General features: G+C 72.4%; 24 protein-coding genes and 1 riboswitch. Of the genes, 14 read left to right on the top strand and 10 right to left on the bottom strand.

All coding sequences use genetic code 11. From position 1 onward, the window contains the following. Nucleotides 1-109 precede the first annotated feature (109 nt). A riboswitch (cyclic di-AMP (ydaO/yuaA leader) is annotated at nucleotides 110-256 on the top strand. A gap of 3 nt (nucleotides 257-259) precedes the next feature. Continuing rightward, nucleotides 260-1,300 carry a coiled-coil domain-containing protein gene (locus tag Drose_RS11535; RefSeq protein ID WP_260728163.1) on the top strand — a complete coding sequence of 347 codons (1,041 nt, stop codon included), beginning with the start codon at nucleotides 260-262 and terminating at the stop codon, nucleotides 1,298-1,300. Between the two features lie 129 nt (nucleotides 1,301-1,429). After that, entirely contained in the window at nucleotides 1,430-1,705 is a 276-nt protein-coding gene (locus tag Drose_RS11530; protein WP_260728162.1) for a CBU_0592 family membrane protein, read from the top strand. 62 nt (nucleotides 1,706-1,767) lie between these two features. Here Drose_RS11530 and Drose_RS11525 read toward each other — a convergent pair whose 3' ends face one another. Together Drose_RS11525 and dnaE are read right to left on the bottom strand one after the other, a co-directional pair. Then, a complete protein-coding gene (locus tag Drose_RS11525) occupies nucleotides 1,768-3,162 on the bottom strand; it encodes an outer membrane protein assembly factor BamB family protein (protein WP_260728161.1) in 1,395 nt (464 codons plus the stop codon). An 86-nt stretch (nucleotides 3,163-3,248) separates the two neighbouring features. Further along, on the bottom strand, nucleotides 3,249-6,782 hold the full coding sequence (gene dnaE, locus Drose_RS11520) for a DNA polymerase III subunit alpha (RefSeq protein WP_260728160.1): 3,534 nt from the start codon (nucleotides 6,780-6,782) through the stop codon (nucleotides 3,249-3,251). Between the two features lie 209 nt (nucleotides 6,783-6,991). Here dnaE and Drose_RS11515 point away from each other — a divergent pair, with 209 nt between their 5' ends. From Drose_RS11515 to Drose_RS11485, 7 genes are all read left to right on the top strand, one after another. Then, nucleotides 6,992-7,357 (top strand): MmcQ/YjbR family DNA-binding protein, encoded by a 366-nt coding sequence (locus Drose_RS11515; protein WP_260728159.1) that lies wholly within the window; start codon nucleotides 6,992-6,994, stop codon nucleotides 7,355-7,357. Nucleotides 7,358-7,433: 76 nt separating this feature from the next. Then, on the top strand, nucleotides 7,434-9,128 hold the full coding sequence (locus Drose_RS11510) for an AfsR/SARP family transcriptional regulator (protein WP_260728158.1): 1,695 nt from the start codon (nucleotides 7,434-7,436) through the stop codon (nucleotides 9,126-9,128). A 128-nt stretch (nucleotides 9,129-9,256) separates the two neighbouring features. Next, nucleotides 9,257-10,006 carry an NUDIX hydrolase gene (locus Drose_RS11505; protein ID WP_260728157.1) on the top strand — a complete coding sequence of 250 codons (750 nt, stop codon included), beginning with the start codon at nucleotides 9,257-9,259 and terminating at the stop codon, nucleotides 10,004-10,006. Further along, on the top strand, nucleotides 10,003-10,962 hold the full coding sequence (locus Drose_RS11500; protein ID WP_260728156.1) for a lipopolysaccharide kinase InaA family protein: 960 nt from the start codon (nucleotides 10,003-10,005) through the stop codon (nucleotides 10,960-10,962). The genes Drose_RS11505 and Drose_RS11500 overlap by 4 nt, the downstream gene beginning before the upstream one ends. A gap of 10 nt (nucleotides 10,963-10,972) precedes the next feature. Next, a complete protein-coding gene (locus Drose_RS11495; protein WP_260728155.1) occupies nucleotides 10,973-11,938 on the top strand; it encodes a hypothetical protein in 966 nt (321 codons plus the stop codon). Nucleotides 11,939-12,082: 144 nt separating this feature from the next. Next, nucleotides 12,083-13,267, top strand: coding sequence for an adenylosuccinate synthetase (locus Drose_RS11490; protein ID WP_260728154.1), 1,185 nt, complete (start codon nucleotides 12,083-12,085; stop codon nucleotides 13,265-13,267). Between the two features lie 69 nt (nucleotides 13,268-13,336). Beyond that, nucleotides 13,337-13,765 (top strand): hypothetical protein, encoded by a 429-nt coding sequence (locus Drose_RS11485; RefSeq protein ID WP_260728153.1) that lies wholly within the window; start codon nucleotides 13,337-13,339, stop codon nucleotides 13,763-13,765. Between the two features lie 40 nt (nucleotides 13,766-13,805). Here the strand turns inward: Drose_RS11485 and Drose_RS11480 are convergent, their stop codons facing one another. Next, on the bottom strand, nucleotides 13,806-15,494 hold the full coding sequence (locus Drose_RS11480; protein WP_260729693.1) for a DEAD/DEAH box helicase: 1,689 nt from the start codon (nucleotides 15,492-15,494) through the stop codon (nucleotides 13,806-13,808). 227 nt (nucleotides 15,495-15,721) lie between these two features. Here Drose_RS11480 and Drose_RS11475 point away from each other — a divergent pair, with 227 nt between their 5' ends. Continuing rightward, nucleotides 15,722-15,931, top strand: coding sequence for a hypothetical protein (locus Drose_RS11475; protein WP_260728152.1), 210 nt, complete (start codon nucleotides 15,722-15,724; stop codon nucleotides 15,929-15,931). Between the two features lie 95 nt (nucleotides 15,932-16,026). Further along, entirely contained in the window at nucleotides 16,027-16,530 is a 504-nt protein-coding gene (locus tag Drose_RS11470; RefSeq protein ID WP_260728151.1) for a hypothetical protein, read from the top strand. Here Drose_RS11470 and Drose_RS11465 read toward each other — a convergent pair. Further along, nucleotides 16,516-16,677 (bottom strand): RNA 2'-phosphotransferase, encoded by a 162-nt coding sequence (locus tag Drose_RS11465; RefSeq protein ID WP_260728150.1) that lies wholly within the window; start codon nucleotides 16,675-16,677, stop codon nucleotides 16,516-16,518. The two genes, Drose_RS11470 and Drose_RS11465, sit on opposite strands and share 15 nt — an antisense overlap. 6 nt (nucleotides 16,678-16,683) lie before the next feature. Then, nucleotides 16,684-18,093, bottom strand: a complete 1,410-nt coding sequence (locus Drose_RS11460) for a bifunctional 3-(3-hydroxy-phenyl)propionate/3-hydroxycinnamic acid hydroxylase (protein WP_260728149.1) — start codon at nucleotides 18,091-18,093, stop codon at nucleotides 16,684-16,686. 195 nt (nucleotides 18,094-18,288) lie between these two features. Between Drose_RS11460 and Drose_RS11455 the strand changes: the two genes are divergently transcribed. Next, nucleotides 18,289-18,783 (top strand): YciE/YciF ferroxidase family protein, encoded by a 495-nt coding sequence (locus tag Drose_RS11455; protein WP_260728148.1) that lies wholly within the window; start codon nucleotides 18,289-18,291, stop codon nucleotides 18,781-18,783. A 139-nt stretch (nucleotides 18,784-18,922) separates the two neighbouring features. On the opposite strand, the gene Drose_RS11450 is transcribed toward Drose_RS11455, so the two are convergent. The 5 genes from Drose_RS11450 to Drose_RS11430 all read right to left on the bottom strand — a co-directional run bounded on the left by Drose_RS11450 (nucleotide 18,923) and on the right by Drose_RS11430 (nucleotide 23,374). Then, nucleotides 18,923-19,729, bottom strand: coding sequence for a S1 family peptidase (locus Drose_RS11450; protein WP_260728147.1), 807 nt, complete (start codon nucleotides 19,727-19,729; stop codon nucleotides 18,923-18,925). Between the two features lie 117 nt (nucleotides 19,730-19,846). Then, nucleotides 19,847-20,611, bottom strand: a complete 765-nt coding sequence (locus Drose_RS11445) for a putative protein N(5)-glutamine methyltransferase (RefSeq protein WP_260728146.1) — start codon at nucleotides 20,609-20,611, stop codon at nucleotides 19,847-19,849. 132 nt (nucleotides 20,612-20,743) lie between these two features. After that, the gene (locus Drose_RS11440; protein WP_260728145.1) at nucleotides 20,744-21,385 is read right to left on the bottom strand and encodes a LuxR C-terminal-related transcriptional regulator; all 642 of its coding nucleotides are present in this window, start codon (nucleotides 21,383-21,385) and stop codon (nucleotides 20,744-20,746) included. Further along, a complete protein-coding gene (locus Drose_RS11435) occupies nucleotides 21,337-22,629 on the bottom strand; it encodes a sensor histidine kinase (RefSeq protein WP_260728144.1) in 1,293 nt (430 codons plus the stop codon). Before Drose_RS11435 ends, Drose_RS11440 begins: the two co-directional genes overlap by 49 nt. A gap of 130 nt (nucleotides 22,630-22,759) precedes the next feature. Continuing rightward, a complete protein-coding gene (locus Drose_RS11430) occupies nucleotides 22,760-23,374 on the bottom strand; it encodes a pyridoxamine 5'-phosphate oxidase family protein (protein ID WP_260728143.1) in 615 nt (204 codons plus the stop codon). A 78-nt stretch (nucleotides 23,375-23,452) separates the two neighbouring features. Here Drose_RS11430 and Drose_RS11425 point away from each other — a divergent pair, with 78 nt between their 5' ends. Further along, a complete protein-coding gene (locus Drose_RS11425; RefSeq protein ID WP_260728142.1) occupies nucleotides 23,453-24,793 on the top strand; it encodes an aspartate aminotransferase family protein in 1,341 nt (446 codons plus the stop codon). A gap of 30 nt (nucleotides 24,794-24,823) precedes the next feature. Next, nucleotides 24,824-26,449 (top strand): protein kinase domain-containing protein, encoded by a 1,626-nt coding sequence (locus Drose_RS11420; RefSeq protein WP_260728141.1) that lies wholly within the window; start codon nucleotides 24,824-24,826, stop codon nucleotides 26,447-26,449. Nucleotides 26,450-26,531 lie beyond the last annotated feature (82 nt).

Below are 26,531 nucleotides of genomic sequence, written 5' to 3'. Positions count from 1 at the left end.
CCAGTTTTGTGGCGAGTCTATGGCGAGATGGCGAGGCCGGCCCCGATCCGGACAGGGCGTGCGGCGGGTGACACTCCGGGCCGGTTAGGCTGGCCGCATTCTGCACAGTGCAGAACCGCCGCCGAGTCGCGTGCCATGCGAGCCGGGGACCCACATTGTGTCCGTTTTGGGGTGAATCCGCACTTGTAGTGCGGTAGGGGCGACTGTTCCGTTCCGAATCCGTCAGCTAACCCGGTAGGCGGCCGATGGAGGGAACAGTATGTCCAGACCTCCGTGGATCGTGGCCGCCGTCTGCGCGTTGGCGGTCCTCCTCGTCCCGTCCACCGCCCACGCCGCGCCCACGCCCGGGCCGGAAGGGGGCACGACCGAGCTCGCGCAGAAGCTCGACGCCGCGAACCGGGCCTACATCGACGCGCAGAACGCACTCGACGCGTCGGAGCAGCGCCAGGCCTCGCTCGCCGCCCAACAGGCGGAGCTCGAGCCGCGGTACGTCGAGCTGCGCGACGAAACTCAGACGATCTCGATCGCCGCCTACCAGAACGGCGGCGGGATGCGCGGCGCCGCCTCCCTGCTCGACAGCGCCTCCCCCGGCGTCTTCGCCGACAAGGTCAGCACCCTGGAGGTGATCGCCCGGCAGAACTCCGGGCAGCTCAAAAAGCTCGCCACGCTCCGCGACCAGCTCACCGCCACCAAGGCGGGCATCGACGCCGAGGTGGCCAGGCAGCAGACCGAGGTCGCGGCGATGGCCAAGCAGAAGGCCGCGGTCGAGAAGGCCTTGGCCGAGGCGCGGCAGGCCGAGGCGGCGAACAAGGCCGCGGCGAAGGGTCTCGACGCGGCGACGACCACCAGCGGCAACGCACCGAAGATCAACGCGCAGCCGGCGCCGCGGCGGGCCGACGGGTCCTGGCCGGTGGAGTCGTGCAGCGTGCAGGATCCGACGACGCGAGGCTGCCTGACCCCGCGCACCCTGCACGCCCTGCGACAGGTGCAGAAGACCGGCTTCACACACTTCGTGTCGTGCTGGCGGCCGCCGGATGAGCCGTACGAGCATCCGAAGGGCCGGGCGTGCGACTTCGCCGCGGACGCGAAGGGCTTCGGCGGCGCGGCGACCGGCGCGTCGAAGGAGTACGGCACCCAGCTTGCGACGTGGCTGGTCCGCAACGCGAAGGCGCTCGGCGTGATGTACGTGATCTGGTACCGGCAGATCTGGACGCCGGCCGCCGGATGGCACGCGTACAGCGGCGGCAACGGCGACCCGAGCAGCGACCACACGAACCACGTGCACCTGTCCGTCTACTGATCCGTCTACTGATCCGTCTCCTGAGCGCCGGGGGCCGGTCCGAGACGGGCCGGCCCGCCGTCACCAGGGCGTCGAGGCGTCGACCGCCGGGTGATCGACGCGGCCGGGCTGGATGCGAACATGCATTCCGTGAGTTCGCAGTTCCTGATCTCCCTGATCGGCTGGCTCGGTGCCGCCGCGCTGGTCACCGCCTATGCCCTCGTCTCGTCGAAGCGGCTCGCCGGGGACGGCGCCGGCTTCCAGCTCATGAACATCAGCGGCGCGGTCGCCCTCGCGTTCAACTCGGCCGTCAACGGCGCCTGGCCGTCGGCCGTGCTGAACATCGTCTGGGTCGGCATCGGGGGTGTGACGATGTTCCAACTGGCACGGCGCCGGCAAGCGCGCCCGGAGACACCGACGCACTAGGAAAGCCCAGCGCTACAAAATCCCACAGCACTAGAAAAGCCCAGCGCGCCAGGAAGCCCGGCTCAGAGCCGGCCCGAATACCAGGGGCTGCGCACCCGGTAGAAGACGAACTCGCCGGGGGCGGCGCAGGCGAGGTACTTGTGGCTCCACGTGCACGAGTCGAGGCGCACGTCGAGGTTGCCGAGCTCGCGGGCCGCGCCGTTCTGCGCCTGCACGCCCAGCCAAGGGAAGGCGCCCGAGTCCGGCACGGTCGACGGCAGCAGCAGGTAGCTGCCCTCGTCGAGCCGCGCCGCGCGCTTGTCCGGCCAGCTCGTCGTGATCCGGCCGTCGGGGTCGACGAGCGAGGACTGCGACCGGCCGCCGGTCTCGTGGTGGAGCATCACGCGGTCGCCGACCGGCAGCACGTGCCCGGGCCGGTCGACGTCGAGCCGGTACTCGACCTCGCCGGTGCGGGTGTCGAGCGCGGTGACGTGGTGCTGCTCCCCCACGCAGACCCGCCGCTCGCCGCACACGGTCACGAATGTCGGGGCGGACCGCGGGTCGGGCAGCGACCAGCTCCACTGCGCCTTGCCGAGCTTCCGGCGGTCGTACGCGCGGACCTGGCCGTGCTCACGGCTCGCGACGAAGAGCTGTTCGTCGTACGGGTAGACGAGGTCTTCGGGGCCGGCGAGGCCGGTCGCGGCCGAGAGCGGCTTGCCGCTCGACAGGCTGATCGCCTCGAGGCCCCGGTCGGCGGTCGCCCGGACGATGTGCGGGTCGACGGTGAACGCCTCGTCGAGCTGGGCCCCGTCGACCGACGTCGGGACCTGCTGGCCGCTCCAGTTGTCGGTCAGCCACCAGCTACGCGGGCCACCGGGCTGGTCGAGGGCGACGATCTCCTCGAGCGTGCCGACGTCGGTCACGACGAGCTTGTGGTCGCTGTCGCGGTACCGCACGAAGTACTTGCCGACGAGCACCCACAGGTCGCTGTTCATCACCCCGAACGTGGCGAACGGCACGCCGTTGGACGCGTTGAGCAGCGTGATCCGGCGGCGGCTGTCCTTGTCGGGCAGGCCGGTGACCATCACGGAGCCGCGGGCGACGCGGAAGCTGTCGACGTCGCGGAGCGAGGTGTTGGTCCAGATCGGGGCGCCGCCCGGCCGCTCGACGTCGACGGCCCGCAGGTCGAACTTCCCGCCGCCGGTCGGGTGCCCGATGAAGGCGCGCCCGCCGTCGAGGTAGGCGCGGGTGCCGTGACCGGCCGCGCCCCCGGCGTCACCCCCGCCTGGATAGCCGACACCGGCCACCAGGGTGAGGCGGTCGAAGGCGTAGGGCTGCTGATTCAGCCGGTACACGACCCCGAAGACCACGAGGAGGACGGCGAGTGCCACGCCGATCGCGGCCGACCAGCGCGCACGCCGGGACAGCCACAACGACCTACGCGGGCGCAGGTCGTCGGCAAGGGCGTGCGTATGCACCCGCCGACCTTATCGCGCGCTCACCGTCCGCACAGACCTGCATGCCGTGTCGACCGGCACGCGAACCCCCTGTAGTCGGGACAGCACTATGAGAAGCTGTTCGGGCCGAGCAACGCCTTGAGGTCACCCTTGAGAGCCGTTGTCGGGTCGACCCGATACGGGCCGAGGCGCAGCAGGGTGATCCGCGAGCCGTGGCTCAGCTTCACGTGGACCTCGGCCTTGCCCGGGTGATTGGTCAGGATCTCCCTGAGCCGGTCGACGAGCGGCGGCGTGCACCGGTTCGCCGGCAGGGACAGCACGACCGGGCGGTTCTCGTCGGCGGTGCTGACGTCGGGGATCGACAGGTCCATGGCCATCAGGCGAGGCGTCTCGTCGCGGCGGTCGACGCGGCCCTTCACCACGACGATCGCGTCCTCGGCGATGTACTGGCCGACCAGCTCGTACGTGTTGGGGAAGAACAGCGCCTCGACGGCGCCACCCAGGTCCTCCAGCGTCGCCGACGCCCACGGCTTGCCCTGCTTGGTGATGCGGCGCTGGACGCCGGTGAGCATGCCGGCGAGCGTGATCACCGCACCGTCGGGGACGGCGCCCTCCTCCGAGAGGCTGCTGATCGCCGTGTCGGCGGCCTTCGACAGCACCGACTCCAGGCCGAACAGCGGGTGGTCGGAGACGTACAGGCCGAGCATCTCCCGCTCGAAGGTGAGCAGTTCCCGCTTGTCCCACTCGATCTCGGGGATGGGCTGGGTCATCGCCGGGCCCGTGCCGCCGCCGTCGTCCGTGGCGAAGGCGTCGCCGAAGAGGTCGAACTGGCCGATGGCCTCGTTCTTCTTGATGTCGACGTAGGCGTCGATGGCGTCGGCGTGGATCGCGAGCAGGCCGCGCCGCGGATGCCCCATCGAGTCGAACGCGCCGGCTTTGATCAGCGATTCGACCGTCTTCTTGTTGCAGGCGACGGCGTCCACCTTGGACAGGAAGTCGTGGAAGTCCTTGTACGGCGCGGCGTGGCGGCACCGCACGATCGCGTCGACGACGTTGTGGCCGACGTTGCGCACGGCCGCCAGGCCGAAGCGGATGTCCTTGCCGACCGGGGTGAACGGGCCGGCCGACTCGTTGACGTCGGGCGGGAGCACCTCGATGCCCATGCGACGGCACTCCGACAGGTAGAGCGCCATCTTGTCCTTGTCGTCGCCGACGCTGGTCAGCAGGGCGGCCATGTATTCGGCCGGGTAGTTGGCCTTGAGGTATGCGGTCCAGTACGACACCAGGCCGTAGCCGGCGGTGTGGGCCTTGTTGAAGGCGTAGTCGGCGAACGGGACGAGCACGTCCCACAGCTTCTTGATGGCCTCGTCGCTGTAGCCGTTGGCGCGCATGCCGTCGCGGAACGGCACGAACTCCTTCTCCAGGACCTCTTTCTTCTTCTTGCCCATCGCCCGCCGCAGCAGGTCGGCCTGGCCCAGCGTGTAGCCGGCGAGCTTCTGCGCGGCGCGCTGCACCTGCTCCTGGTAGACGATCAGGCCGTAGGTCGGGCCGAGGATCTCCTTGAGCGGCTCCTCCAGCTCCGGGTGGATCGGGATCATCTCCTGCTGGCCGTTCTTGCGCAGCGCGTAGTTGGTGTGCGAGTTGGCCCCCATCGGGCCGGGCCGGTAGAGCGCCAGCACCGCGGAGATGTCCTCGAAGTTGTCCGGCTTCATCAGCCGCAGCAGGGACCGCATGGGCCCGCCGTCGAGCTGGAACACGCCGAGCGTGTCGCCGCGGGCCAGCAGCTCGTAGGCGGCCTCGTCGTCCAGCGACAGCGACAGCAGGTCGACCTTGATGCCGTGGTTCTTGTCGATGTTCTTGACGGCGTCGTCGATGATCGTCAGGTTGCGCAGGCCGAGGAAGTCCATCTTCAGCAGGCCGAGCGTCTCGCAGGTCGGGTAGTCGAACTGCGTGATGATCGCCCCGTCGGCGTCGCGGCGCATGAGCGGCACGTGCTCGATCAGCGGCTCGGCGGACATGATGACGCCGGCGGCGTGCACACCCGTCTGGCGGATCAGGCCCTCCAGACCCTTCGCGGTGTCGACGACCTTCCGCACGTCGGGGTCACTCTCGTACAGCGACCGGAACTCGACCGCCTCGGAGTACCGCGGGTGGTTGGGGTCGAAGATGCCCGACAGCGGGATGTCCTTGCCCATCACCGCCGGTGGCATCGCCTTGGTGATCCGGTCGCCGACCGCGAACGGATAGCCCAGCACCCGCGCCGAGTCCTTGATGGCGGCCTTCGCCTTGATCGTGCCGAATGTCGCGATCTGCGCGACCCGGTCCTCGCCCCACTTCTCCGTGACGTACCGGATGACGTCGCCGCGCCGGCGCTCGTCGAAGTCGATGTCGATGTCGGGCATCGAGACGCGGTCGGGGTTGAGGAACCGCTCGAAGATCAGGCCGTGCGGCAGCGGGTCGAGGTCGGTGATGCCCATCGCGTAGGCGACCAGGCTGCCGGCGGCCGAGCCACGGCCCGGGCCGACCGCGATGCCCTGGCTCTTGGCCCACAGGATGAAGTCGGAGACGACGAGGAAGTACGCCGGGAAGCCCATCTTGACGATCATGTCGGCCTCGTACTCGGCCTGCTGCCGGTGCTCCTCGTCGATGCCGTTCGGGAAGCGCCGCTCCATGCCGCGCCGGACCTCGGCACGGAAGTACGACTCCTCGGTCTCGCCCTCCGGCACCGGGAACCGCGGCATGAGGTTGCGGAACTCGAACATGCCTTCGGTGTCGACCCTCTCGGCGACGAGGAGGGTGTTGCGGCACCCCTCCCGCCACAGGTCGGACGAGTCGACGGCGCGCATCTCGTCGGCCGACTTGAGGTAGTAGCCGGAGCCGCCGAACTTGAACCGGTTGGGGTCGTTGACGTTGGACGCGGTCTGCACGCACAGCAGCACGTCGTGCGCCTCGGCCTGCGCCTCGTGGGTGTAGTGCGAGTCGTTGGTGACCACCGGCGGGATGTTGAGCCGCTTGGAGATCTCGATCAGGCCGGCCCGGACCCGCCGCTCGATGTCGAGGCCGTGGTCCATGACCTCGAGGAAGTAGTTTTCCCGGCCGAAGATCTCCTGGTACTTCGCCGCCGCCTTCAGCGCCTCGTCGAACTGGTCGAGCCGCAGGCGGGTCTGCACCTCACCCGACGGGCAGCCGGTCGTGGCCATCAGGCCCTCGGCGTGCTCGGCGATGATCTCCGCGTCCATGCGCGGCCACTTCACGAAGTGACCCTCGATCGACGCCCGGGAGTTGAGCCGGAACAGATTGTGCAGGCCGGTCCTGTTGCGGGCCCAGATGGTCTTGTGCGTGTAGCCGCCGGAGCCGGAGACGTCGTCGTCCTTCTGATCCGGCCGGCCCCAGCGGATCCGCTGCTTCGTCAGTCGGGACTCGGGGGCCACATAGGCCTCGACGCCGAGGATCGGGGTCACGCCGGCGGCCTTGGCCTGCTTGTAGAAGTCGTACGCCCCGTGCATGTTGCCGTGGTCGGTGATCGCGACGGCCGGCATGCCGAGCCGGTTGGCCTCGGCGAACATCTCCTTGAGCCGTGCCGCTCCGTCAAGCATGGAGTACTCGGTGTGCACGTGGAGATGCACGAACGAGTCAGCCATGCCAACCTCCTGATGCGCGGTTCGATCCGGTCCGGCCGATCAGCCTAGTCATGGATCCCGGCCGACACGCCGAGGCACACGGACGTGTGCTGAGGATCGCGGAAATCGGCACGGTGCGCCGGGTCGGCGTCCACCTCGATCATGAAAGACCCAAAAGGGGAAAATCGGATCCCCGGAAAAGTGTCGTACCCGCCTGTTACACCAGAGTCATGGGGATCCGAACCGGACGCGGAGTGAGCGTCGACGAGGCGCTCCGGATGGTGCTCACGCTGCCCGAGGTCGAGCAGCGTCAGCACGGCAACCACATCGGGTTCCGGGTGCGTGACAAGGGCTTCGCCTACCTGTGCGAGGACGACTGGACGATGCTGGTCAAGGCGACCCGGGAGGAGCAGGCCGCGCTCGTCGAGGACGATCCGCGGGCCTACAAGAAGGCGGGCGCCTCGGGCCGGATAAGCTGGGTCCAGGTCCGGCTGCGCAAGGCGCACGAGGACGAGCTGGCCGACCTGATCACCGAGGCGTGGCGGATGACGGCGCCGCGCCCGATCGTCGCCCGCGCCGGCCTGCCCTTCGGCTGATCGGCGGACCCGAAGACGGCACGCTCGGCAACGGTAACGCCTCAGAAACGCCGCTTTCCTGCCGATCGCGCCGGGCGTGGACGTGCGGGTGCTCGGACGGCTCGAGATCATCGGCCAGGCGGCCGGCGGTGAGCGGCGGCTGACCGGCGACGACCTGCCGCGCCGGGCGCGCCAGGTGCTCGGCGTGCTCGCGGCCCGGCACGACCGGCTCCAGTCGAAGGACGCCCTCGCCGACGCGGTCTGGGGCGAGGAGCTGCCGGGCAACCACGTGGCCGCGCTGGAGCACTACGTCTCGGTGCTGCGCCGCACGCTCCAGCCGGGCGTGCCGACCGCCCGGTCGTTCATCGTGACCCGGGCCGGCGGCTACGTGTTCGCCACCGACCGCGCCCGGCTCGACCTGGCCGAGCTGCGCACCGCCGCGCGGCTCGCCGAGACCCGTCCGGACCGCGCCGACGTGCGGGAGCAGATCGTTCGGCTCGCCCGCGACCTGCCGTTCGCCGAGGACGAGTACGCGGAGTGGGCCGCGCCCGCCCGCGCCGAGGTCCGGGCCGTCGTCGTCGCGGCGCTGCTCGACCTGTCCGAGGCCGCCGCCGGCGCCGATCCCGCGCGGGCCCAGCGGCTGGCACGCGAGGCGAGCGAGCTCGAACCCTTCACCGAGCGCGCCTACCGGGCCGGGATGCGCGCCGCCGGTGGTCTCGGCCGCGCCGATGCGGTGATCCAGTGGTACGACCGGTGCCGCCGCACGCTGGACCAGGAGCTGGGCGTCGCGCCGTCACGGGAGACCGTCACGCTGCGCGACACCCTCCTGACAGCGTTCGACGCCGGCGTCGAACGGCCCGGGCCTCCGGCCCACGACCGGCGCCGGGGCGACCGGCGCCGACCGGTCCTGCCGGACGTGGCCCGGCAGCCGGTGACCGGGTTCCTCGGCCGGGACGCGGAGCTCGCGGCCCTCGCGGGCGGGCCCGCCGTCGTCCACGTCGCCGGGCCGGCCGGCGCCGGCAAGTCGGCGCTGCTCGCCCGCCTGCGCGAGCTGCACCCCGGCACCGCCGGGCTGGGCCGCGGTCCCGGGCCGGGCGGCGCGCTCCGCCTGGGCTGGCTGCGCACGGTACTGCACCAGCTCGGCCGGCCGGCCGACGACGTCCTCGACGCCGCGATGGCCGAGCGTCGCGCCCTGCACCCGGCCGAGCTCGACTCGATCGCGCACGGCCTGCCGGGGCGGATCGTCGCGATCGACGACGCCGAGCACCTCGACGCCGACTCGGTCGTGGAGCTGCGCTGGCTCCAGGAGCACGGGTTGCGCGTCGTGGTCTCGTACCGCTACCCGTCCGCGATCGCCGCCCGCCCGCTCGGCGCGCTCGACGCCGGGCTGGTGCTCCGGCTGGAGCCGCTGACCGGCGCCGACCTCGACCCGGCGACGCTCGCCGCGAGCGGCGGCATCCCGGCGCTGGTCGCCGCCGACCCGGCGACGGCCGGGCAGGTCGCCATGCACCTGGCCCGCCAGCGCACTCGCTGGATGGCGCCGGCGGCCTGGGTGGTGCTCCGGCTGACCGCCGCGCTCGGCACGCTGCGGGTCGAGCAGCTCGCCGCCGTGGCCGGGCTCGGCGTCGACGAGATCCTCGACGCCGTCGACGGGCTGGTCCACGCCCACCTGCTGGTGGAGGGCCGGGGCGGCCGCGTCCGCCACCGCAGCGGGCTGATCAGGGACGCCGTCGCGGCGCAGGTCTCCGCCGCGCGCAGCCACCACCTGCGCACCCGCCTGACAGCGGGCTGACAGCACATTCACCTTGCGCCCTCCCGCCACTCGGCGCTATGTTGTTCTCAGATAGAGAAATACTCAGTTCGAGAAGCACTCGGTGTGAGAAAGACTCAGCACGAGCAAGACTCTGATCGAGAAGGATCGTGACGGTGAACGAAGCCGAGTTCCTCGCCAGCTACGACCCGCGTGCCTATCCTCCGGTCGCGGTGACCGTCGACGTCGTGGCGTTCACCATCCGGCAGGACGCGCTCACCGTCCTGCTGGTGCGCCGCGCTGGCCCGCCCAGCGAGGGCATGTGGGCGCTGCCCGGCGGGTTCGTCCGCGAGTGGGAGGACCTGTCGACCGCCGCGGCGCGCGAGCTCGCCGAGGAGACCGGCGTGGCGACGGCCAACCGCCGGCTGCACCTCGAGCAGCTCGGCACCTACGGCGCGCCGGACCGCGACCCGCGCATGCGGGTCGTCTCGGTGGCCTACCTGGCGTTCGCGCCGGACCTGCCCGACCCCGTCTCCGGCAGCGACGCCCGCGTGGCCGCCTGGACGCCGGTCGGCGAGGTGGACCGGCTGGCGTTCGACCACGGCACGATCCTGGCCGACGGCCTGGACCGGGCCCGCTCCAAGCTGGAGTACACGCCGCTGGCGACGACGTTCGTCGGCGAGGAGTTCACCATCGCGGAGCTGCGGGCCGTCTACGAGACGGTCTGGGACGAGCAGTTGCACGCCGGCAACTTCCACCGCAAGGTGCTGTCGGTGCCGGGGTTCGTCGAGAGCACCGGCGCCGTCACCGAGCGCGGCGGCAGCCGCGGCGGCCCGCGCGCCAAGCTCTACCGCGCCGGCGACGCGCGACTGCTGCACCCGGCGCTGCTCATGCCCAGCAAGGAGGAGACGGTGCGGTGAACCTCCCCACGAGCACGACCGAGGCGATCGCCCTCGTCGAGCGCGCCACCGCCGAGGAGCTGTTCGGCGGCGACGACCCCGCCCGGGCGTACCGCAGGCTGGCCCGCCTCACCCACCCGGACACCGCCGGACCGTCCGGCGCGAAGGCGTTCGCGCGCCTGGCCGAGCTGTGGCGCAGCCGCGGCGCCATCCGCAGCGCGAAGGGTGTCTACTCCACAGCGGTCCTCGACTGGACGGGGGACCTCGCCAACCTCTACCGCGTGCCGGACGGACACCTGAAGCTGGTCCGCGACCCGTCGTGCAACGACCTGCTGGCGCGCGAGGCGGCAGCCCTGCGCCGGTTGGCCGAGCGCGGCGACCCGCGGTACCTCCCCTATGTCCCGCGGCTCGTGGACACCTTCCGCCACAAGGAGCGCGGGGTCGCCCGGCGGGCCAACGTGATCGCCACCTCCGTCGGGGGGCTGCACAGCCTGGCGGAGGTGGCCGCGAAGCGCCCCCACGGCCTCGATCCGCGCGACGCGGCGTGGATGTGGCGGCGGCTGCTGGTCGCGCTGGGCCTGGCCCACCGGGCAGGCGTGATCCACGGTGCGGTATTGCCCGAGCACGTCCTCATCGAGCCGGACGACCACGGCGTGGTCCTCGTCGACTGGTGCTACAGCGCCGCCGAGCCGGACCAGCGGATCGCCGCGATCGTCCCGCGGTACCGCGACCACTACCCCGCCGAGGTGCTCGGCCGCGGCACGCCGGGCCCTTACACCGACCTGGCCATGGCCGCCCGGGTCATGGCCGACCTGATCGGCGACCGCGCGCCGAAGCCGTTGCGCCGGTTCGCCGACGGGTGCCGGCTCGCCTCGCCGCGGCAGCGTCCCGACGACGCGTGGCGCCTGCTGAGCGAGTTCGACGAGCTGCTGCACCGCCTGTACGGCCCCCGCAAGTTTCGTCCGTTCACGATCTGAGGAGCAAAAAATGGGAAGCGGGATCTGGTCGACCGACGTCTACGACGCGGCCGACCGTTACCGGCGCGCCACCGGCAAGAGCGCCTTCGCGTACAGCGACTCGGGCGCCCGTAGCGTCCACACCGCACTCGACCCCAAGGGCGTCACGGTTCGCGAGAGCCGGGACTCGGACGAGCACCCGGACTCGGTGGCGATCGCCGTGCTCTTCGACGTCACCGGTTCGATGGGGTCGGTCCCGCGGGTCCTGCAGCAGAAGCTGCCCCAACTGCTCGGCCTGTTGCTGCGCAAGGGGTACGTGAAGGACCCGCAGATCCTGTTCGGCGCGATCGGCGACGCCACGTGCGACCGGGTGCCGCTGCAGGTCGGGCAGTTCGAGTCGGACAACCGGCTCGACGAGGACCTCGGCCGCATCGTGCTCGAAGGCGGCGGCGGCGGCCAGATGACCGAGTCGTACGAACTGGCGATGTACTTCATGGCCCGGCACACCAGCATCGACTGCTACGAGAAGCGGGGCAGGCGCGGCTATCTGTTCATCATCGGCGACGAGCAGGCCTACAAGCGGGTGAAGCCGGCGGAGGTCAAGGCCGTCATCGGCGACCGGCTCGCCGAGCCGATCGGCCTGAAGGCGATCGTCGACGAGGTGCGCCGCACGTACGACACCTACTACATCCTGCCGGCCGGCTCCTCGTACGCGGGCAACACCACGATCCTCGACTTCTGGCGGGACCTGCTCGGCCAGAACGTCATCGCGCTCGACGACCTCGACGCGGTGTGCGAGACGATCGCGATCACGGTCGGGCTCGGCGAGGACGCCATCGACCTCGACGAGGGCCTCGACGACCTGCGCGACGTCGGCTCGGTGGCCACGGCGACGGTCGGCAGGGCGCTGGCCCGCATCGGCGCCGACCGCGCCCCGGTCGCGACGGGCGCGGCCCCGTCCGACCTGTCCACCCCGGTAACAGTGGAACGCCCCTAACCCCCCCAATCCCCTATCCCCCACCCCCACCAACTGCGTTGATCTTGCAGTTGTGGTGCCTGACAAACCCGGACATCGTGGGAGTGTCCTGGCACCACAAGTGCAAGATCAACGCAGTTGGTGGGCGACGGAAGGAGTGCGCCGGTGCACGTCGTTGTTGTCGACCTCGGGTTCGGGGACTGCGGGAAGGGGACCGTCGTCGATCACCTGTGCGCCACCCGCGAGGTTCACACGGTGGTGCGGTTCAACGGGGGCGCGCAGGCGGCGCACACCGTCGTGCTCGCCGACGGGCGGCAGCACACCTTCGCGCAGTTCGGCGCCGGGACGCTGCGTCCGGGGGTGCGCACGCACCTGTCCCGGTTCATGGTGGTCGACCCGCTCGCGCTGGTCGCCGAGGCCGAGCACCTGATCGCCCTCGGCGTCCACGACGTCTGGCAGCGGCTGACGGTCGACCGGCGCGCACTGGTCGCCACGCCGTACCACCGCGAGGCCAACCGCGCCAAGGAACTCGCCCGGGGAGCGGACCGGCACGGCTCGTGCGGGATGGGCGTCGGCGAGACGATGGCGTACGCGCTGTCCCACGCCGACGACACACCGCGGGTCGGCGACTGTGCCGACCCGCGGGCGCTGCGCCGGAAGCTGACCGCCCTGCGGGCGCGGCTCGGCGTGGACGGGCCGCCGGTCGAGGACTGCGTGCGCGCGTTCACCGCCTTCGCGGCGACGGTGCCGATCGTCGACGGCATGCGCTTCGACGACGGCCCCTGCGTCTTCGAGGGTGCCCAGGGGGTCTTGCTCGACGAGTGGCACGGCTTCCACCCGTACACCACCTGGAGCACGACCACGTTCGCCAACGCCGAGGAACTGCTGGACGGCGCCCCGGCGTTCCGGCTCGGGGTCCTGCGGACCGTGACGACCCGCCACGGTGCCGGGCCGCTGGTCACCGAGGATCCGTCGCTCGGGATCACCGACCCGAACAATCCCGCCAACCCGTGGCAGGGCGAGTTCCGGGTCGGGCACTTCGACGCGGTCGCGCACCGGTACGCGCTGGACGTCTGCGGCGGCGTCGACGGCCTCGCGCTGACCCACCTCGACCTGCCGGTCAGCCGCATGTGCACCGGCTACGGCGGCGTCCGGCTCACCCCCGGCCCGCCCGGCGACCTCACCCGGCAGGAGGCGATGACCGGGAGCCTGGCCGGCGCCGAACCGCGGTACGCCGAGGTGCGCGACTGGGTGACGGCCGTCGAGGACACGCTCGGCGCGCCGGTGGTCGTCGAGTCGTGGGGGCCCACCGCGGAGGACAAGAAGTCGGCCGACCGGCTGACATCCTGAAGACCGGCGGGCACGGCACCTCAGTCGCACCACAGTCGCACCACAGCCCGCCGTGTGACGCTGCGGGACATGGGGCTGGCACGGGACGCGTTCAGGGCACTCACGCTCGCCGCCACGGCGGGGCTGGCCGTCGGCGGTGTCGCCGGCGTCATGAACCCGCCGTCAAGTGCGCCGTCGTCAAGTGCGCCGCCGTCCGCCGCCCCGTCGTCCGCCGCCGGGCCCGCGCCGGTCCGGGTGACCAGCGTCGATCTCCTCGGCGCCGACCGGCTCGAGGTGACGCTGCGGTTCACGAACACCGGCCGCACGCTCGCGCGGATCGACGCGGCGGCCGTGCGGGTCACCGCCGACGGCGTGCCGCTGCGAGGCCGGACGGCGGGTGCCGTCGACCTCCGGCCGGGCGCCACGGCCGACCGGACGGTCGCGTTCGACGCGCCGCCGGCCGGCGCCGGCCTGACGCTCACCCTGCCCGGTGGCGGCACCCTGCCGTTGCGGCTCTAGCTGTACCGACCCAAACAGGCGTTACCGACCCAAACAGGCGTTAGGGGCGGCTGCGCTCGCGGCGAACCACCGGGCGGCGGCCCTTCAGCGTCGTGCGCCGCAGCGTGTCGATGACTTCGTCGACCGACTGCTCCGGGATCTCGACCAGCGAGAACCGGTCGGTGATCTCGATCGCGCCGACGTCGCGGCCGGTGAGGCTCGACTCGCCGGTGATCGCGCCCACGAGGTCCTGCGGCCGGATGCCCGCGCTGCGGCCGGCACCGACGAACAGCCGGGTCATGCCGCCCGGCGGGGTCCGCCGCCCGCCGTCCCGGCCGCGGCCACGCCCGTCGGCGTCGCGGACGCTGACCCGCCGGCCCGGCCGCTCACCGTCCCGCTCGCGCGGCGGACGGATGGTGACCTCCGGGATCTCCTCCTGGTCGCCGTCGCCGACCCCGCCCGACTCGTGCGCCAGCTTCACCGCCGCCAGCGCGATCTCCACCAGGTCGAACTCCTCGGCGAGCGTGTCGACGACCACCCGGAACCGCTCCAGGCCCTTGTCGGCCAGGAGGCTCTCCTGCAGGGCGGCCCGGGTCAACTCCAGGCGGCGGGCCCGCAGGTCGGCGACCGTCGGCACCTTCTCGATCACGATGCGCTGCTTGGTGATCCGCTCGATCGTCTTGAGCATGCGGTGTTCGCGCGGCTCGGCGAGGGTGATGGCCACACCCTCACGGCCGGCGCGGCCGACCCGGCCGATGCGGTGCACGTACGACTCCGGGGCCGACGGCACGTCGTAGTTGACCACGTGCGTCAGGTGCTCGACGTCGAGGCCGCGGGCGGCGACGTCGGTGGCGACGAGCAGGTCGGCGGTGCCGTTGCGCAGCCGCGCCATCACCCGGTCGCGCTGCTCCTGGCCCATGCCGCCGTGCAGCGCCTCGGCGCGGTATCCCCGGCCGTTGAGCGTCTCGGTGAGCTGGTCGACCTCGTCGCGGGTGCGGCAGAACACGATCGCCGCGCCGGGCGCCTCGACGTCGAGCACCCGGCCGAGGGCGGCGGGCTTGTGCGCGCGGGTCACGACGTAGGCGACCTGCCGGACCAGCGGCGCCTCACCCGCGGGAGTGGGCTCGCGGCCGATCTGGATCCGGACCGGGTCGGTGAGGTGGCTGCGGGCCAGGCCGTCGATGCGGGGCGGCATCGTCGCGGAGAACAGCACCGTCTGACGGTCCTCCGGGGTCTCCTGGAGGATCGCCTCGATGTCCTCGGCGAAGCCCATGTCGAGCATCTCGTCGGCCTCGTCGAGCACCACCACGCGCAGGTCGTGCAGGCGCAGGGTGCCGCGGCCGAGGTGGTCCAGCGCCCGGCCGGGGGTCGCGACGACCACGTCGACGCCCTGCTCCAGCGCCCGAAGCTGGCGGCCGATCGGCTGCCCGCCGTAGATCGGCAGGACGCGGGTGCCCAGGTCCCGCCCGTACCGGTGGATGGCCTCCGACACCTGGACCGCCAGCTCGCGGGTCGGCACCAGGACCAGGGCCGACGGGTTGTCACCGCCGGGCGGCGGCATGCGCTGCAGCAGCGGCAGCGCGAACGCGGCCGTCTTCCCGGTGCCGGTCGCCGCCTGGCCGAGCAGGTCGCGGCCGGCGAGCATCGGCGGGATGGCCTCGCGCTGGATCGGGGTCGGCTCCTCGTAGCCGAGTCCCGTGAGCGCCTTGAGCAACTCGTCCCGCAGGCCGAGGTCGGCGAAGCCGGCCATGCCCTCGTCGTTGATGATCGCGGTCACGATGGTGCTCCTCAGTCGGCGCGGCTGGTGGGTGTGGCTGGCGTGTGTGGCTCTGGCGTGTGTGGCTCTGGCGTGTGTGGCTCTGGCGTGTGTGGCTCTGGCGTGTGTGGCTCTGGCGTGTGTGGCTCATGTGTGGCCCGGTGGGCAACGCGGGCTTGTCTAGCATCCCAGGCGGGCATTTCACGCCGGTGGCGTGGTCGGTGTCTGTGATCTGCGACTGGTACAACGAGCAGATCGTCGCGGCGGCCGAGCAACCGCTGTTGCCGCTGCTCGCCGGGCTGGTCGGCGGGTTCGCCGGGATCCGCCCGAGCACCCGGACGATCCGGGTCCAGGTGCGGTGGTGGCCTGGCAACCTTACGGCGGCCGGTGTCCATCCGCATCACGAGCTGCCCGGCCGCGTCGGCGCGTAGCGGCTCGCGGCGGTACGGCCCCGCGGAGCTGGCCCGCGCGCAGCCCGGTGGCCTGGTCGAGACGGCACGACCGGCTGATCACTATGGTGAGCGGTGTGACCTCGGCGGCCTCTCCTGACGACTCCGCTCCCCCGCGGCCCCCGTCGCCCCCGCAGCCTCCGTCGCCCCCGCAGCCTGAGAGCGACTGGCGGGAGCAGCGTGCACGGGCGGTCGCGCACCACGGAGCGGCACTGGAGCAGCGGCTCGCGGCGGAGGCCGCCCAGGCCATGACGCAGATCGCCGAGTTCGTCGCCGCCGCGAAGCAGGCCGGCGTGCCGACGGAGCCGTTGCGGGCCCAGTCCTATCGCGGCCGGTCCTACCGCACTTCCCTGCACGGCTGGTACCTCAATGCCTCCCGGACGATCGCGGTGGGCGAGGACGGCGAGTACTATTCCCTGCTCGTCCCGCCGTCGGCGACGGGCTGGCTCACCGGCGTGACGCCGGAGCCCGCGACCCCGCGCCTGATCGTGGGCGAGGGCGCCCGCGACGGCGAGTCGATCCCGCTGGCGACGCTGCTGCGGCAGCGGCTGGGCTCAGCATCCGGCTCAGGGCACGCGTAGGTATTCCGGCGGCACCTCCTCGGTCAGCCATACACCGTTGTCGGAGCGGTAGAAGGTGTGGCCGTCACGCGCCATCCGCCCGGCGAGCACGGTCAGGACGACGGTCGCGCCGCCGCGGCGGGCGCCCACCCGGTGACCGTCTGGCACGCCGGCTCAGTGTGCCGCGTGCACGACCCGGTCCGGGCGCAGCACGATCGTCCGGCCGCGCATCCACCGGCGCAGGGCGCCGGACGGGTCGAGCTCGGGAGTCACCCGGATCGGGCGGCCGCGGACCCGGCGCGGGGCGGGTGGCCGCTCGCCGAACAGGGTCGCCCAGCCGGGGCCGAGCGCCTCGTCCAGCCGCACCTCGCGCCCCTCCCAGACCACCATCGGCTGCGGCGCGAGGCGACCGGCGCGCCGGCCGCGGCCGACGTGGTCCAGCGGCGGGCTCGTCGAGCGCAGCGCCAGCCCTTTCAGGCCCGGCACACGCCAGATCGCGCCGAGCACCACCCGCCGCACCGCCGCCGCGCGGTCCTGCCCGCCGGTCATCGCCCAGCCGGCCACGATGGCCAGCCGGATCTGGGCGCGGGCGTGCGGCTTGCGCTCCCGTTCGTAGGAGTCGAGCAGCCGTTCGTCACCCGACGCGAGTTTCCACGCGAGATTGTACGCGTCCCGCAGCCCGGCGCCGAGTCCCTGCCCGATGAACGGCGGGGTCTGGTGGGCGGCGTCACCGAGGAGGAAGACCCGGCCGGAGCGCCAGTGATCGGCGACGCGGGCCCGGAAGGTGTACTCCGCGCGGCGCACGATCCGCACCGCCGCGTCACCCAGCCACGGGCCGACCAGCGGCCGTACGTCCACAATGGACTCACCGGGGTGGAGGCGGAATTCCCACCGGTACCGCAGCGAACCCATCTGCATGAAGGTCGCCGCCCGGCGCGGGTCGCAGACCTGGTGGACCCCGCCCCACGCGCCCAGGTCGCGGTCGCACACGCCGTCGACGACGAGCCAGCGCTCCTCGAAGCGCAGGTCCTCCAGCGTCGCCCCGATCAACCCGCGGACGGTGCTGTTGGCCCCGTCGCAGCCGAGGACGGCCGCCGCCGGGACGGTGTGTTCCGCACCGGTTCGGAGGAGTCGGTACGTCACGTCTGCCGACGAACCCGCCGACGAACCCGCTGACGAACCCGCTGACACCCCGACGACCTCCGCGCCGCCGATGAACTCGACGCCGTCCAGCGTCGCCAGCCGCGCCCGCAGCACCCGTTCCAGATCCGGCTGGTCGAACATGTTGGCCTGCGGATACCCGTGCGGCCCGGTGGCCGTGTCCCGCCGGAACTCGGCCATCACCCGGTGCCGCCCGTCGAGCAGCCGCAGCCCCAGCCCCGGCCGACTCACCCGCAGGAACTCGTCGGCGACGCCGAGCTCCTGGAGGATCCGCACCACCTCGTCGTCGACGTGGACCGCGCGCGGCAGCGGATACGGCTCCGCATACCGGTCCAGCAGCAGGCACGGCACGCCGCGCTGCGCGAGAAGGATCGCGGAGGCGGTGCCCACCGGCCCCGCCCCCACGATCACGACGCGATCCACGCATCGAGGTTAGCGCCTGTCCATCGGCGTGGTTCCACGCCGGCCACCAGCCGTCGATCGGCTCCCCTGCCGGGCCGGCGGCAGCGACTTCAGTCCGGCCGTCGTGTTCAGCCCGGCCGTCGTGTTCAGTGCCGTGCGGAGCGGGTAGAGCGCGGCCGGCAGCACCCACAGACCCAACCCAGGCAGGAGAAGCAGATGGCACTCGACAACCCGGCCGACCTGTTCCTCTACGAGCTGTCGGGCATGTACGACGCCGAGCGCAAGAGCAACCAGTTGGTGGGTGAGATCCTCGGCCAGGCGGAGCAGAGCCCGCTGGCCCAGATCCTGCGCGCCCAGCAGCAGCAGGGTCAGCAGAAGATCCAGAACCTCGAGACGTGCTTCGCGATGATGGAGACGGAGCCGATGGACGTCTCCTGCACGACCCTCGACGGCATGCGCGCGGAGTTCCAGCAGTTCACCAGCCAGCGCCCCTCCACCGAGGCGCTGGAGATCTACACGGTCGACGCCGAGACGAAGCTCGCGCACTTCGGCATGGCCGGCTACCGAGGCCTCATCGACAAGGCCCTGCTCATGGGCGAGACGCAGTGCGCGCAGGTCCTGCAGACCAACCTGGTCCAGAAGCAGGAGAACGCGGGCACGTTCGAGCGCATCAGCCACGAGCTCGGACAGCGGGTCACGATGAACGTCTGACCCGGGGCGGTCCGGCGCGGCGAGCGCCTGGCACGGGGCGGGCCGCCGCCGCGAACAGCGCGAGCCGCGAAGGCGCGGTGGGTGGCCCTTCGCCGGGCCGCCCACCGCTTCCTCGCATCAGCCGCCGGTCAACCGGCGATCAGCCACCCAGGCTCGCGGCGGCCGAGGCGATCGCCGAGGCGAAGGTGCTCACCTCGGTGTAGACGCCCGGGTAGTCCGGACGGGCGCAGCCGTTGCCCCAACTGACGATGCCGACCTGGATCCACGCGTTGGACGCGTCGCGGCGGAACATCGGGCCGCCCGAGTCACCCTGGCAGGTGTCGGTGCCGCCGGAGGCGTAGCCGGCGCAGATCTCGTCGCCCGGGATCAGGTCGGGATAGGAGTTGTCGCAGGTGGAGTCGGGCACGAACGGGACGGTCGCCTTGAGCAGGTAGCGCTGCTGTGCGCCGCCCTCGCGGGCCGCGCCCCAGCCGGCGACCGTGAAGGTGCCGCTGTTGTACGCCGTCGTCGTCGCGATCGGCATGGTTGCCAGGCCGGTCACCGGGCTCGCCAGGCGGATCAGTGCCCAGTCCTTGCCGTTGCCGTTGTAGCCGGGTGCGCGGTAGACGTAGTTCGACCGCACGGTGATCCGGCTGGAAGACTGCAGGTCGACAACGCCGAGGGTGGCGGTGATGCTGGTGTTCGTGCCGGTACCGCTGACGCAGTGCGCGGCGGTGAGCACCAGGCGGGGACTGTAGAGCGCGCCGCCGCAGCCCATCGACAAACGGACCATGAACGGAAACTCGCCCTGCGCCGCCCGCGTGCCGCCGACGACCGATTCCTGCGTCTCGCGTGCGTGCGCCGCGCCTGGCAGGACGCCGACGATCGCGACAACCGCGGTGAGCACGGCCAGCAGCCGGCGTGCGTGAGCGCCGGCGCGCCGGGCCGGTGCGTGCTCTGCGGACATGAACCCTCGAACCATCCGGGAGCCTCCCCATCGAGTTGGATGATGGGGAGTATGATACATATCGATTCGACATTTATGAATGCAATGGATGACTCATATCATGGGGCGGCACGACGGTCAGGGCAGGGACGCGACGACGACGAAGGTCTCCGTGTCGGAAACCGTCCGCGGGCGCAGACCGGCCGACGACAGGATCTCGCGTGCCGGATCCACCTGCGCCGCACCCACCTCGGTCAGCAGGGTGCCGCCGGGGGCCAGCCAGCCGGGTGCCTCGTCGGCGAGGCGGCGCAGGATGTCCAAGCCGTCGGCGCCGCCGTCCAGAGCCGAGCGCGCCTCGTGGACGCGGAACTCCTCCGGGAGGTAGGCGATCTCGGCCGTCGGCACGTACGGGACATTGGCGAGCAGGAGGTCGACCGTTCCGCGCAGGTCCGCGGGGAGCGGCGCGAACAGGTCGCCGCAGAACACCTCCCCCGTCAGCGGGGCGAGATTGCGGCGGGCGCACTCGACGGCGGCCGGGTCGACGTCCGAGGCGACGAGACGGACCGGGGTGACGTCCCGCACGACCACGAGGCCGAGCGCGCCGGTGCCGCAGCACAGGTCGAGCACGGTGTGCCCCGGGCGGACGAGGGCGCGGGCGGTCGTCGTCAGCAGTTCGGTGCGGTGGCGCGGGACGAAGACGCCGCCGGTGACGGCGACCCGCGCGCCGGCGAAGTCGGCCCAGCCGAGCACGTGCTCCAGCGGGAACCCCGCCGCGCGGCGCGCGATCATGGACTCAAGATGATCTTCGTCGTGGGCGACGCCGAGCAGGAGGGCCGCCTCGTCCTCGGCGAAGACACAGCCGGCGGCCCGCAGGCGAGCGACGATCTCGGATCGCGATGGCACGACGGAGGCTAACAGAGCCGCGAGAGCGACGACACGACGGAGGCCGGCAACAGCGGCAACGGGCACGCACGCCGGCCTGGAGCAGGGGGCTGAGGCGGGCGGAGGCGAGCGGACCCGTCCGGCCGCCGTTGGCTACGCGTTGAGATACGCCAGCACGGCGAGCACGCGGCGGTTGTCGTCCTCCGACGGGGGCAGGCCGAGCTTGGTGAAGATGTTGTTGATGTGCTTGCCGACGGCCTTCTCGGTGACGAACAGCCGCGCCGCGATCGCGGCGTTGGACCGGCCCTCCGCCATCAGGCCCAGCACCTCCCGCTCGCGCGGGGTGAGGGCCCGGGTCGGCTCGCCGGCATTGCGGGCCAGAAGCTGCGAGACGACCTCCGGGTCCATCGCGGTGCCGCCCCGCGCCACGCGGCGCACGGCGTCGACGAACTCGGCGACGGTCGCGACGCGGTCCTTCAGCAGGTAGCCGACCCCGCCCCGGCGGTCGGAGAGCAGCTCCCGCGCGTACAACTGCTCCACGTGCTGCGAGAGGACGAGCACCGGCAGGCCGGGGGCCTCGGACCGGGCGGAGATCGCGGCCCGCAGGCCCTCGTCGGTGAAGGTCGGCGGCAGGCGCACGTCGACGACCGCGACGTCGGGCCGGTGCTCCAGCAGCGCGGTGCGCAGGTCGGCGCCGTTGTCGACGGCCCGCACCACCTCGAATTCGTATGCGGTCAGCAGCCGGATCAGCCCGTCGCGGAGGAGGGCGAGGTCTTCGGCGATGACAACGCGCACGGCAGCTCCATGGTCAGCACGGTCGGGCCGCCGGGTGGGCTGTCGACGGTCAGACTGCCGTCGAACGCCCCCAGCCGGCGCTCGACACCGGCCAGCCCGGAACCGGCGCGCGGGGCCGCGCCACCGACACCGTCGTCGCCGACGGTGATGTAGATGGCGCCTCCGAGGTGCGTCAACGATACCCAGGCCGTCGACGCCCCGCTGTGCTTGACCACGTTGGTGAGAGCCTCGACGACCGCGAAGTAGGCCGCGGACTCGACCGGCGCCGGTGGCCGGCCACTCAGGTCGCTCGCCACGGCGACCGGGATCGGCAGCGTGAGCGCCAGGGCCTGGAGCGCGCCGTCGAGGCCGCGCTCGGCGAGGACCGGCGGGTGGATGCCGCGCACGAGCAGCCGGAGCTCGGCGAGCGCCAGCCCGCTCGCCTCGCGCGCCTCAGCGATGAGCGCCTGGGCGGCGGCCGGGTCGCGGGTGACGAGGTCCTCCGCCATGCCGAGGCTCATGCCCAGGGCCGCGATGCGGGCCTGTGCCCCGTCGTGCAGGTCGCGCTCGATGCGGCGCAGCTCGGCGGCCTGCGCGTCGACGACCTGAGTGCGGGTCTCGGTGAGCCGGTCGACCCGGACGGCCAGCCGGGCGCTGCGGGTCGGGCCGAGCAGCGACCGGTCGAACTGGGCGAGGGTCCACAGCAGCCAGGGCCCCGCGTAGAGGGCCCCGACGGTGATCAGGGCACCCTGCGGCGGCACGCTGACCGCGTCGAACGCGTCCTCGATCGGCCAGGTGACACCATACCCGTACCAGTCCGTGGCCGCGGTGACGATCACGGGGATGAACAGGACACCCTCCAACCCGTAGGCCAGCGAGGCCGGCCCGAGCACCCCGAGCACCACCCCGGTCGGCGCGCCGGCGAGCAGCCACACCAGGTCGCGCCACGTCGCCGGGTCCCTGACCAGCCACAGCCAGCGGCGTGGCGATCCGATGAACGCGCGCGGGGGCTGCGGACGGTACGGCCGGGGGATGTCGACGCCGGACCACTCGCCGGCCAGCCGGCGGTGCAGGTCGGCGTAGCGACGCACGACGAGCTGGACGAGCGGCGCCAGGACCAGCCCGACGCCGATGACCGACAGCACGAACGTCAGGACGCTCAGCACGAACAGGGCGAGCCGGACGGGCAGCGCGAGCAGCCCGAGCAGCGCCACCCTGCCGACGGCGGTCAGTCCCCGGCGGATGTACGGCACGGCTGCTCTCATGCCGCCATTCTGGCCGACGGACGGGCGCGTGTCGGTGGGTCTAGCCCTACCGTTCAGGCGGTGGCTGCCGATACCACCCGGGTGCGGCCGCGATCGCGGCGGGCCGGCCGACCGCAGCGCGGGGAGCACCTCAGGCGTAGAGCCCCCGGCCGTAGGTGTCCTCGGCGTAGTACGCCTCGAGCTCCTCGACCGTCTCCGCGGTGTCCTGGACGCTCTTGACGAGCTTCGCGTGCGACGGCAGCGCCTCGGGCGTCCACGTCTCGCGCTTCCACAGCTTCGAGCGCATGAACGCCTTCTGGCAGTGGAAGAAGATCGTGTCGATGTCGACCACGAGCGCCATGATCGGCCGGTGGCCCTCGACGACCAGCTCGTCGAACCAGGGCGCGTCGGTCAGCAGCCGGGCGCGGCCGTTGATCCGCAGCGTCTCGCGCCGCCCGGGCACGAGGAAGATCAGGCCCACGTGCGGGTTGGCCAGGATGTTGTGGAAGCCGTCGGCGCGGCGGTTGCCGGGGCGCTCCGGGATCGCGATCGTCGTGTCGTCGACGACGTGGACGAAGCCGGGCGGGTCGCCCTTCGGCGAGACGTCGCAGTTGCCGTGCGCGTCGGACGTGGCGACGAGCACGAACGGGGACAGCGCGAGCCAGGCACGGTCGGTCTGCTTGAGCCGGGCTCGTTCCTTGGTCACTGCCCGGGGCATCGGCGACCCGAGCACTTCCTCCAGTTCCGCCACCGAGGTGATGTGCATGGGGTCAGCATAAGGCGCGTAACAAGCTGTAACAGAAGAGCTATTGTCCGACCTCACATGTGCCATTAGCTTCAGTGCATGACGGGACAACGCACCGACGCATACCGCGACGACCGCGCCCACGTGTTCCACTCCTGGTCGGCGCAGCGGACCCTCGACCCGGTCGTCGTCGCCGGCGGCCTCGGCAGCACCTTCTGGGACACCGACGGCAAGCGGTACCTGGACTTCGCCGCACAACTCGTCAACCTCAACCTCGGCCACCAGCACCCCCGGGTGGTCGCCGCGATCCAGGAGCAGGCCGCGACGCTGTGCACGATCGCGCCGACGTTCGGCAACGCGGCCCGCAGCACCGCGGCGCGGCTCATCGCCGAGGTGGCTCCCGGCGACCTCCGGCACGTGTTCTTCACCAACGGCGGCACGGAGGCCAACGAGCACGCCGTGCGGATGGCGCGCGGCACCACCGGACGCCACAAGATCCTGTCGGCCTACCGGTCGTACCACGGCGCCACCACCGGCTCGATCACGCTCACCGGCGACCCGCGGCGCTGGGCCAACGAGCCCGCCATGCCCGGCGTGGTGCGGTTCTTCGGGCCGTACCCGTACCGCTCCCCCTTCTTCTCCGAATCCCCCGAGCAGGAGACCGGGCGCGCCCTCGCCCACCTGGAAGAGGTGTTCACCTTGGAGGGGCCGCAGACGATCGCGGCCGTCATCCTGGAGCCGGTGGTGGGCACCAACGGCATCCTCGTGCCGCCGCCGGGCTACCTCGCCGGCGTGCGGGAGCTGTGCGACCGGCACGGTGTGCTGCTCATCGCCGACGAGGTGATGAGCGGCTTCGGCAGGTGCGGCGAGTGGTTCGCCGTCGACCGGTGGGGTGTGGTGCCCGACCTCATCACCTTCGCCAAGGGGGTGAACTCGGGCTACGTCCCGCTGGGCGGGGTGATCCTGGGCCCGAGGGTGTACGAGACGTTCGCCGACCGGCCGTTCCCCGGCGGACTGACCTACTCGGGGCACCCGCTCGCCTGCGCGGCGGCGGTCGCCACCATCGAGGTCATGCGCGACGAGGCGATCCCGGAGCGGGTCCGTGACCTCGGCGAGCGGGTCGTGCGGCCGAGGCTGGAGAAGCTGCGCGACCGCCACCCGTCGGTCGGCGACGTGCGCGGCCTCGGCCTGTTCTGGGCGATCGAGCTGGTCCGCGACCGGCAGACGAAGGAGATGCTGGTCCCGTACAACGCCGGCGGCCCGGCGGCGAAGCCGATGGCCGAGGTGGTCGCGGCCTGCAAGGCCCGCGGCGTGTGGCCGTTCACGCACTTCAACCGGCTGCACGTGGTGCCGCCGCTGGTGATCACGGAGGCGGAGCTGCTGGAGGGCATCGACGCGATCGACGATGCGCTGGAGGTCGCCGACGGCTACGCCGGGTGACCCGGCCGGACATGTGCAAGGCTGGCCATCGTGACACGTGTGTTGGACGGCCGGTACGAGGTTGGCCCGATCCTGGGCCGCGGTGGCATGGCGGAGGTAAGGCGCGGGTTCGACCGGCGGCTCGAGCGCCCCGTGGCGATCAAGCTGCTGCACCGGGCGGGCCTGGACGATCCGGCGATGCTGACCCGCTTCGACCGGGAGGCCCGCACCGTGGCGCGGCTGGCACACCCCAACATCGTGGCCATGCACGACGTCGGCACCGACGACGGTGTGCCGTACCTCGTCATGGAGCTGGTCGAGGGGCGCAGCCTGGCCGAGGCCCTGTCCGGCGGCCCCCTCGCCGTCCGCGAGGTGGCCCGCGTCGGCATGCAGGTGTGCGACGCGCTGGCCGCCGCGCACGCCGCCGGCGTGATCCATCGCGACGTCAAGCCGGCCAACATCCTGCTCTCCGCCACCGGGCACGTGAAGGTCTGCGACTTCGGCATCGCCCGCCTGCCCGGCGCGGCGCAGTTGCACCTGACCGCCTCGGCGACGGCGCTCGGCACCACCACGTACATGGCACCCGAGCAGGTGGCGAGCGGCCTGGTGGACGCGCGTGCCGATCTCTACGCGCTCGGCTGCGTGCTCTTCGAGATGCTCACCGGCCGGCCGCCGTTCACGGCCGACACGCCGGTGCGGGTGCTGTGGCAGCACGTCCACGAGCAGCCGGCGCCGGTGTCGGCGCTGCGGGCCGGCGTGCCGGCGGAGCTCGACGCGCTCGTCGCCGCCCTGCTGGCGAAGCGCCCCGAGGACCGGCCGTCCAGCGCCGCGCGGGTGCGGGCCGCGCTGGTGGACGTGGTCACCGGGGCCGCCGCCGCTCCCGTGGGCGCGGTGGGCACTGTGGGCACTGTGGGCACTGTGGGCGGGGCCGGCGCGACCAGAGCCGGGACGCTGGGACCCGGGCCGGCCGGCATCGAGAGCACAGGCACCAGGGCAGCGGGCATCGGGGCAGCGGGCATCGGGGCAGCGGGCACCGGGACAGCGGGCACCGCCGGGCCGTCGGGCGGCGTCCGGGCCGCCGTCCGCGCCAGCGCCGCGGTGAGCCCCCGGACGCAGGCCATACCGGTCCTCGACCCCGGCGAGCCGCACGGCGGCGGGCGGGGGCGGCTCGGACCGATCGGTGTCGCCCTGATCGCGCTGGGTGCGGCTGCCGTCGCCGTCGTGGTGTTCGCCGTACTGCTCGCCAGCCGCCCGCCGGGAAAGGACGAGCCGATCGCGGCCCCGACGTCCTCCGGCACGGCGGCACCGGCCGGCCCGGGCACCGGCTCACCCACGTCGACGACCGCACCGACGACCGCACCGGCGACACCGCCGGTGAGCCCGACAGCGGGTGACCCGGTCGAGGCGGTCGACATCGTCGAGGCGGCGATCGCGGGGGCGGACAGCAGGCTCGCCCAGAACGAGATCCGCGGCCTGAACAGGCGGCTCGACGACATCCGCCGCGAGCTCGACCGCAACCATCCGGAACGGGCCGCCCAGCGGGTCGCCGACCTGCGCGTCGATCTGCGCGGCCTGCGCGACGACGGCAAGTTCACCCAGGACGGCTACGACGCCGTGACGGCCGCGGTCGACCGGCTGGCCAGGGCCCTTTCCGCGCCCGGGAACGAGCAGGACTGACAGGGCCTCCGATGGCGGCCGCCGGGAAGGTCGTCGCCCACCCCGGCGGCCGCCCGGACCGCTGATGTCGGACCGCTGATGC

The sequence above is a fragment of the Dactylosporangium roseum genome (assembly GCF_025264685.1).
Classification (GTDB): domain Bacteria; phylum Actinomycetota; class Actinomycetes; order Mycobacteriales; family Micromonosporaceae; genus Dactylosporangium; species Dactylosporangium roseum.
Note: the sequence above shows the minus strand (reverse complement) of the source record. Positions and strands in the feature narration are given on the sequence as shown.

What these genes read in the sequence shown, in the direction of transcription:
- Drose_RS11535 (WP_260728163.1), top strand. Translation starts at nt 260, where the DNA reads ATGTCCAGACCTCCGTGGATCGTGGCCGCCGTCTGCGCGTTGGCGGTC.
- dnaE (WP_260728160.1), bottom strand. Translation starts at nt 6,782, where the DNA reads ATGGCTGACTCGTTCGTGCATCTCCACGTGCACACCGAGTACTCCATG.
- Drose_RS11515 (WP_260728159.1), top strand. Translation starts at nt 6,992, where the DNA reads ATGGGGATCCGAACCGGACGCGGAGTGAGCGTCGACGAGGCGCTCCGG.
- Drose_RS11495 (WP_260728155.1), top strand. Translation starts at nt 10,973, where the DNA reads ATGGGAAGCGGGATCTGGTCGACCGACGTCTACGACGCGGCCGACCGT.
- Drose_RS11485 (WP_260728153.1), top strand. Translation starts at nt 13,337, where the DNA reads ATGGGGCTGGCACGGGACGCGTTCAGGGCACTCACGCTCGCCGCCACG.
- Drose_RS11480 (WP_260729693.1), bottom strand. Translation starts at nt 15,494, where the DNA reads ATGGCCGGCTTCGCCGACCTCGGCCTGCGGGACGAGTTGCTCAAGGCG.
- Drose_RS11455 (WP_260728148.1), top strand. Translation starts at nt 18,289, where the DNA reads ATGGCACTCGACAACCCGGCCGACCTGTTCCTCTACGAGCTGTCGGGC.
- Drose_RS11450 (WP_260728147.1), bottom strand. Translation starts at nt 19,729, where the DNA reads ATGTCCGCAGAGCACGCACCGGCCCGGCGCGCCGGCGCTCACGCACGC.
- Drose_RS11435 (WP_260728144.1), bottom strand. Translation starts at nt 22,629, where the DNA reads ATGAGAGCAGCCGTGCCGTACATCCGCCGGGGACTGACCGCCGTCGGC.
- Drose_RS11430 (WP_260728143.1), bottom strand. Translation starts at nt 23,374, where the DNA reads ATGCACATCACCTCGGTGGCGGAACTGGAGGAAGTGCTCGGGTCGCCG.
- Drose_RS11425 (WP_260728142.1), top strand. Translation starts at nt 23,453, where the DNA reads ATGACGGGACAACGCACCGACGCATACCGCGACGACCGCGCCCACGTG.